Source organism: Sporomusa sp. (assembly GCF_035561155.1).
Lineage (GTDB): Bacteria > Bacillota > Negativicutes > Sporomusales > Sporomusaceae > Sporomusa.
The window spans coordinates 1-7503 of sequence record NZ_DATMYD010000109.1 but is presented as its reverse complement, the minus strand read 5'-3'; the positions used below and the strand labels follow the sequence as shown (position 1 = coordinate 7503).

The window sequence follows — 7503 nt, the reverse complement described above, 5'->3', positions numbered from 1 at the left end:
GAGACTTAGCTTCAGGTGGGGTTTTAACCCCATCTGAAGTTTAGTCGACCTTATCCAGGGACTTAGCCGCTCGCCTGTGCCCTTTGGGTATAACTCCCGCCTATAGAGGACGGGAGTCTTAGAGCGGGTTAGTCATCGGATCAAGCTAAGAGGGAGGTGCTTTTGTGCGTATTACCAATAATATGATGACAACCGCTTCGGTACGGAATATCAATAAGAATATGGAGCGGCTTAGTAAGGCCCAGGAGCAGGTGTCGACCCAATCCAAGATTCAGCAGCCATCAGATGATCCGGTAGTGGCCTCACGGGCCATTAGATATCGCAGTTATGTCGCCAGAGTCGAACAGTATCAGAAAAATGTAGACAATGTTACCTCCTGGCAGGAAGTGACAGACAGTGCTTTGAGCGACCTAAGCGATGTCATGCAGCAATTGAAAGAATTAGTCGTACAAGGTTCGAGCGATACATTAAGTGACAGTGATTTAGCAGCGATCAAAGAAGATGTTACTCAACTGCAGCAGACAGCTATTGATACCCTAAATACTTCGTATGGCGGGCGTTATGTTTTCGGTGGTTACGCCACAGATGAAGAGCCGTATTCTATGGATGCAGATAATAACGTGCTATTTAAAGGCCAGCTAATTAGCGATTTCAATGACAATGGTGATGAACAGGCGATCAAAGCCAACATTGGTTATGGCACCAGTGTCACCGTTAATGTTGAAGGTCAGGACGTTACCGGTATGGGCTCAGGTAATTTATTTGATACCTTTGCCAAGGTTTTAGACGGGCTTGACAGTGGTGATGTTTCTGAATTGAGCGATACCCTTGATGCTATTGAGAGTAATACCGACACTATTTTAGCCGCACAAGCAGACTTGGGAGCGCGTATGAACTATGTGAGCATGGTGGGAAAGCGGCTTGACAATGATTATACAACCTACAAAGAATTAATGAGCAACAATGAGGATGTTGATATGGCTGAAGCCAGTGCAGAATCGGCAACAGCCTCGACGGTATATGAAGCATCCTTGTCGGTTGGCGTCAAGGTGATGAGTAAGTCGCTATTGGATTATCTTGCATAAGTTGATTTGGTAAAGCAGGGAGGGATTGTTGATGGCCAGCTCTAGCAGCACGGTTACTACAACGACTGTTAACGGGACGACAAGACTGACCGGGTTGTCGTCCGGCATTGACGTAGATTCCATTGTTGAGCAGCTTATGACTGCCGAGAAAACTAAGCTCAACAAGCTTAACCAGCAGTCGCAGCTGTTGGAGTGGAAACAGGAAGCCTACCGTGACATAATCAGCGATGTCCAGACATTTTCAAATACTTATTTTAATGTAAGCTCTTCCAGCAGTATAACGCGAAAAAGTACATTTCAGGCTTTTTCCGTTACTAGCAGCAGTAGTGCCGTAACTGCCTCTTATACCAGTGAGGCAACTGCCGGTTCACATACTGTGGCTGTTAGCCAACTGGCTGCGGCGGCGTCGAGGCAGACCAATGGCAGATTTTCCAAGGATATTGAAGGAACATCGGCGGCCGGCTATTCATCAGCTGCTGGTAAAAGCTTTGTTATCACAGTGGATGGTACAGATTACACTGTTGATCTTGATGACGATGTGTCAACATATAGCGATATCCAGGACGCTATTGATACTGCTGTGGGTGAGGGGAAGATTACTGTCAGCGAGGACGGCAGTGGGGTTTTGACTATTGCTGCTGCTGACGATAGCGGTGTGCAAGTGGTATCTGTCAGTGATTCAGACAGTGACAGCGCTTTAAGCGCACTTGGCCTTGAAGACGGGATGTCCAACCGTATTGCTACAACAGATACGCTGGAGGAGCTCGCTGACAGCCTGGCTAGCAGCTTTGATTTTGATACTGACGGGCAGGTAGCATTGTCGATCAATGGCGTAAGCTTTACTTTTGACAAAGATACCACACTTGACGAGATGATGGAGGAAATCAACGACAGTGATGCCGGTGTCATGCTGGCATATGATGAACTGTCCGACCAATTAGTGCTGACAGCTGACCAGACAGGGGCAGGTAATACTTTGTCGGTGACTGAAACAGGCAGTTCTTTTCTTACTGCCGCGCTGAGCGAGTCAACGGCGGGGGCAGATGCCAAGCTAACAGTTGATGGCGTTAGCCTGACCCGTAGCTCCAACACGGTTACTGTAGACGGCATCACGTATACGCTTAATAAGCTAACGACAGATGATGTCAGTATCAATGTGACGCAGGATGTCGATACCGTTTATGATAACATTAACAGTTTTGTTGATGCCTACAACGAGTTAATCAGCACCCTCAATAGTAAGTTGTCAGAGGAATATGACTCAGACTATCCACCGCTCACTGATGACCAAAAAGCGGAAATGTCTGATGATGCGATAGCGAGTTGGGAAGAAAAGGCTAAAACCGGATTATTGGCAAGAGACTCAACGTTACGTAGTTTTCTGAGCAGCATGCGTAACGCACTGATTGATTCTGTCTCAGGCCTGTCTACTACTCTTACCGGTATTGGGATAACTACTGGCACTTATGACGAAAAGGGTAAATTGTACATTGACGAGGACAAGCTAAAAACAGCTATCCAAGACAATCCTGAGGGTGTAATGAACTTATTTACCAAAACCTCATCGAGCTACCCAGGTACTACCACGGTTCGCAAACTGAGTGTCAGTGACCGGGCGGTAAGGTATAAGGAAGAAGGCATTGCCTACCGGATCTACGATATTTTACAGGACAATATCTCAACAATTAGCGATAGCCGTGGTAATAAGGGATTGCTGCTTGAAAAGGCCGGAACAGAGAACGATACGTCCGAGAGTGATAACATGCTGAGCGAACAGCTTGCAGCAATTCAAGATCGGATTGGGAAAGAAGAAGACCGCCTGGATGACAAGGAGGATCAACTTTATGAACAATATACTACGCTGGAAACCTATATAAATACCATGAATTCACAGTTGTCGGCCTTGTCCTCCTATCTATCGTCATCGTCATGATAGGGAGATGATTGGGATGAATCACAGAGAAGTTAAGGCCATTTTGGCCAGAAAACTAGAGATTATACAAAAAATCAATACCAATTCTGAAACGCAAAGCCGTTTTATCCGTAGACGGGAGATGCGGGGACTCAATCGTCTGCTTAGAGAGCGGGCTAAACTGATTGACGAGCTTGTCACAGTAAGTGATAAGTTGAAAGGTGATAGCAGTTGTAAATGCCTTGAAGAACTAAAAGTCATGGCTAATATGATTGAAATTAAGCAAAAAGAAGCTTTGAACGCTTTCGACCAGGTGTTGCAAGAGGCTTTATTTGAGCACAAACGGATTGCGGCTGAACTAAGCAATATCAAGGTACTGCGTCAGGTAAAAGGACGATATGTTCACCAGTGGACGGTAATGGCTGCTGGACAGCGGTTTAATGCTAAAGGCTAAAAAAATCTCTCACTTCAATTGCGAAGTGAGAGATTTTTTACGTTATTCATACTTTATCCGATGACCAAGCCGCTCTAAAACTCCCACTTCTACCTTGTGCCCTTTGGGTAGAAGTGGGAGTTAAGAGCGGCTAAGTCCCTGGATAAGGTCGACTAAACTTCAGGTGGGGTTAAAACCCCACCTGAAGCTAAGTCTTACTTTATTTCAAGAGAGACAATACTTGTTGCGGCAACTGGTTGGCCTGAGCCAGCATGGCGGTAGCTGCCTGGTTGAGGGTGCTCAGTTTGGTGTACTCAGCCATCTCAGATGCCATATCAACATCGCGGATGCGGGATTCGGCAGAAGTTAGGTTTTCGCTGGAAGTGGTCAGGTTGTTGATGGTATGCTCAAGGCGATTTTGAACAGCGCCCAGTTTGGAACGCTCAGAAGATACTGCACTGGTAGCGGCATCAATGACACTAATTGCGGCAGTCGCCTTATCTGCGGTAGACAGATCAAGTGCATACTCGGTATTGTCGTCAGAAGTTCCATCAGTTACTTCTGATACTGCCTTATAGGATGCTGTTACATCGTTGCCATCATTGTCTTTGACGGTGACCGATCCACCTGAGGTTGTGGAAGAAACCTGAAGCGCCTGTGAGCGCATGTCATTAATGCTGAGTGACATGGTTTGTCCAGTGTTGGCACCGATTTGGAAGGTCGCTTTGAAGGCTTCTTGAACACCACCGTCTTTTACGGAAAGGCTATTACCTGCTTCACCCAGATGGTCGCTGTCGGCGGTAATGACCAATGTATCAGTGGTAGTATCCTGGCTTAAAACAACGCCATCAATCTTAGTACCCACTTGAGTAACGATATTCTTTACAAGCTCATCTGCCTTATTAGCATCAGTGCCTTCAGCGAGAGCGGTGCTAATATTTACACCAATAGCATCACCCGTGTAGGCTCCATCATCCGCGTTATAGAATTCAATCTGAGTGCCATTAATAGTCATGCCTGTTCCAACTAGAGCTTTAAGGTTAGCGTCAGTCGTAGTGGCAGTACCGGTTTCAAGAGAAGAAAAGTCTATTTCTTTAGTTGCTTGGGTATAGGTGGTAGTGCCAACGCTGGCTGCTCCGTCAGTAGCTCCCCAGGCGATAGTGCCTGTTTCAGATGCGGCGGCAATATTGCCTTTGGACCCATCAAGTGTTCCGCCGTCATCTGTTTTAACCGCAGTAATTGTTAGTTTGCTTACTCCATCGGAAACAGCCGTATAGTTACCTTTCAGAGTACTATTTGCATCAATCATCTGCTGCAAGGCGCTTGCTAATCCATCAGCAGTGGTAGCAACAGTAGATGTGGCATCAATAGCAACATCAGCGCTGTTGGCTGTTACATTGTAGCCTGTATTGTCACCAGCAATAGTACCACCATTGGATGTACTTGCAGTGAAAGAAACTTTTAATTGCTGACCATTGATTGTAAAGCTAGCAGTATCAGCTGCAGCAGCACCAGCCGTTAGTGTAACCGACTGAGTTGCTTGAGTATAGTTAGTTACGCCTGCTGTATTACCAGTACCGGTACCCAAATTTCCGTCGGTAACCAATTTTGTTGAAGCAAGTGAAACTTTACCATCGCCTTTTAGAAGGTTCTTGGTATTAAATTCAGTAGTATTGCCAATCCTGTTTAGTTCTGAGGTCAATTGGGTCATTTCATCCTGAACGGCATTGCGGTCATCTTCGGTTAGTGTGTCAGTGGAAGCCTGTACAGACAGTTCGCGCATCCGTTGCAGGATGCTAGTGGATTCATCCAGTGCACCTTCGGCTGTCTGAGTCAGCGAGATAGCGTCCTGCGCATTGGCACTGGCTTGATCAAGACCACGGATCTGGCCGCGCATTTTTTCCGAGATGGCCAAACCAGCTGCATCGTCGGCGGCACTGTTGATGCGGTAGCCGGACGATAATTTCTCCAGAGATGAGTTCATGAGAGAATTGTTTTTGTTTAATTGGTTGTAGGTGTTTAAAGCCGACATGTTAGTGTTGATTACCATTGACATAATAAATTCCTCCTTGAAATTTGAAAGTTAGCTTCCGTGCCTACTAGCAACGGGTAAGGCTTTGCCGCCCCTCCTTTCGCTCTTGTCTGTTAATTAAATCGCGGCCGATTATTTACAAAATGTTAAATAAAGTATTAGAAAAATATTAAATAATGGAAAATGTTAACTCCTTATCTAAAAATAAAGGCCACCGGTATTTTACCGGTGGCTTTTGCTGAATAACTTATTTTCTATTTCTGTTCTAAAGATCTGTTACCAGCTAGTTTACAGCACTAGCTGCTTTTGGCTTGCCATACAAAGAATAGCCTACTCCCCATACTGTCTTGAGATTAGCAATGTTGAGTTTTTTCCGTAAGTAATGGATGTATAAATTTACGGTTGTAAATTCTGCTTCGGAGTAGTATCCCCATACCTTTTGGATTATCTGCTCTTTAGTCACTACACGATCATAGTTGCGTATTAATAATTCTAAAAGCTGGGATTCTTTCAGAGTTAGCTGAATAACCTCGCCTGCTTTTACTACTTGGCAGCGCATCGGGTTGAGAACCAGGTCATCAGCAACCAAGACATTTTCCGCTAATTCTTTACCGCGGCGCCGGGCCAGGGCTTGTAGTCTAGCCAATAATTCAACCGAAAAAAAAGGTTTGATTAAGTAGTCGTCGGCACCGGCATTTAAGCCTTCCGCGCGGTCGTCTGGAGAATCTTTGGCAGTTAGAAAGAGCACTGGGGTATCATGCCCCAGACTTCGAAACTCTCTCAGTACAGAAAGACCATCTTGATAGGGTAGCATTCGGTCCAGAATAATAATGTCATATACCCCCGTGCAGGCCATATCAATTCCTGACTGACCATCCAAAGCCGCATCGACCACATAGCCATTTCTTTTCAACAAATGAGATAATGAGTCAACTAATCTACTCTCATCCTCTACTAGTAGCAGTTTCATTTAAAACATCCTTTTTAATGCCACAACCTTGTGAATGTTTTTCCGTCCATGGATGTTTTTGTATTTTTATCCTCGTCCCAGGGGAGCTAGCCGCACGTAGGTTTGGAAACATTGATATCTTCTTGTAAAGAGTAGCCTATTCCGCGCAATGTCTTGATTCCGAGGATGTTTAATTTTTTGCGTAGGTAATGAATATATAGATCAACGTTGGCAAGCGCAGTTCTGGAGGAGAGGCCCCAAACTTTCTTCAAGATATGTTCTTTGGTAACTACTTGACTATAGTTACGCATCAGCAGTTCTAAAAGCAAGGATTCTTTTGCTGTGAGCTGAAAGGTTTCTGCCCCTTTTACGACTTCACCGCGCTGCGGGTCTAATACTAGCCCCGCGGCATTAATCGTTGTTCCGACTAGTTTTTTGTCTTTACGACGGGACAGGGCCCGCAATCGTGCCAGCAATTCTTCGATTGTAAAGGGTTTGGTCAAATAATCATCGGCGCCGGCATCTAAACCTTCGATGCGGTCGCTGGCTGTAACCCTTGCTGTTAAGAACAGGACTGGGGTTTCATGCCCTTTATTACGCAACTCTCTTAGTAACAATATGCCATCATGATTGGGGAGCATTCGATCCAATATAATAATGTCATAGATTCCCTTACAGGCCATCTCAATTCCGATATCGCCATTTGCGGCAGAATCGACATGGAACCCGTTCTTACACAGTAAACAAGATAATGCTGCAACTAATTTGCTCTCGTCATCTACTAGTAGCAACTTCATGTAAGACATCCTTTGCGGCCACAACCTTGTGAAAAATTTTCCTTCCCTGGACACTTTTTCCTAGTAACCATTCTCTCAGATAATTATTGGAATTTTGTTTGGTTTGCCGATTTTTCTTTACAAAAATAAATAAAAGCTTAATATTTATTAATTACTGAACCGCCCCAGCGGAGATAGACACAAAAGAGAAAAGCCGGTCGTAGAATATCTTTGAATTAAGCCGACTGACGCCGTTTTTCGGAAGGCGTCAGTTGGTATTTCATTTGGAAACGCTCGAAATTGTAAAAATGGATGT

The 7503-nt window shown here is 45.0% G+C and carries 6 protein-coding genes; 3 read left to right on the top strand and 3 right to left on the bottom strand.

The genetic code is table 11. The features are described 5' to 3' along the window. Positions 1 to 164 precede the first annotated feature (164 nt). The 3 genes from flgL to VN447_RS15395 are packed head-to-tail and all read left to right on the top strand — an operon-like array spanning position 165 to position 3451. The gene (gene flgL, locus VN447_RS15405; RefSeq protein ID WP_325526231.1) at positions 165 to 1085 is read left to right on the top strand and encodes a flagellar hook-associated protein FlgL; all 921 of its coding nucleotides are present in this window, start codon (positions 165 to 167) and stop codon (positions 1083 to 1085) included. A gap of 31 nt (positions 1086 to 1116) precedes the next feature. Next, positions 1117 to 3018, top strand: coding sequence for a flagellar filament capping protein FliD (gene fliD / locus VN447_RS15400; RefSeq protein WP_325526230.1), 1902 nt, complete (start codon positions 1117 to 1119; stop codon positions 3016 to 3018). 16 nt (positions 3019 to 3034) lie between these two features. Next, positions 3035 to 3451 (top strand): hypothetical protein, encoded by a 417-nt coding sequence (locus VN447_RS15395; RefSeq protein WP_325526229.1) that lies wholly within the window; start codon positions 3035 to 3037, stop codon positions 3449 to 3451. Between the two features lie 199 nt (positions 3452 to 3650). Here VN447_RS15395 and VN447_RS15390 read toward each other — a convergent pair whose 3' ends face one another. The 3 genes from VN447_RS15390 to VN447_RS15380 form a co-directional block, all read right to left on the bottom strand. Then, positions 3651 to 5486, bottom strand: coding sequence for a flagellin (locus VN447_RS15390; RefSeq protein ID WP_325526228.1), 1836 nt, complete (start codon positions 5484 to 5486; stop codon positions 3651 to 3653). Positions 5487 to 5745: 259 nt separating this feature from the next. Beyond that, positions 5746 to 6432 carry a response regulator transcription factor gene (locus tag VN447_RS15385; RefSeq protein WP_325526227.1) on the bottom strand — a complete coding sequence of 229 codons (687 nt, stop codon included), beginning with the start codon at positions 6430 to 6432 and terminating at the stop codon, positions 5746 to 5748. Between the two features lie 86 nt (positions 6433 to 6518). Further along, positions 6519 to 7208: a response regulator transcription factor gene (locus VN447_RS15380; protein ID WP_325526226.1), complete on the bottom strand. Its 690-nt coding sequence runs from the start codon at positions 7206 to 7208 to the stop codon at positions 6519 to 6521. Positions 7209 to 7503: the final 295 nt, after the last annotated feature.

Excerpts from the sequence above, each read along its gene's own strand:
- fliD (WP_325526230.1), top strand. The coding sequence starts at position 1,117 with ATGGCCAGCTCTAGCAGCACGGTTACTACAACGACTGTTAACGGGACG.
- VN447_RS15395 (WP_325526229.1), top strand. The coding sequence starts at position 3,035 with ATGAATCACAGAGAAGTTAAGGCCATTTTGGCCAGAAAACTAGAGATT.
- VN447_RS15380 (WP_325526226.1), bottom strand. The coding sequence starts at position 7,208 with ATGAAGTTGCTACTAGTAGATGACGAGAGCAAATTAGTTGCAGCATTA.
- VN447_RS15390 (WP_325526228.1), bottom strand. The coding sequence starts at position 5,486 with ATGTCAATGGTAATCAACACTAACATGTCGGCTTTAAACACCTACAAC.
- VN447_RS15385 (WP_325526227.1), bottom strand. The coding sequence starts at position 6,432 with ATGAAACTGCTACTAGTAGAGGATGAGAGTAGATTAGTTGACTCATTA.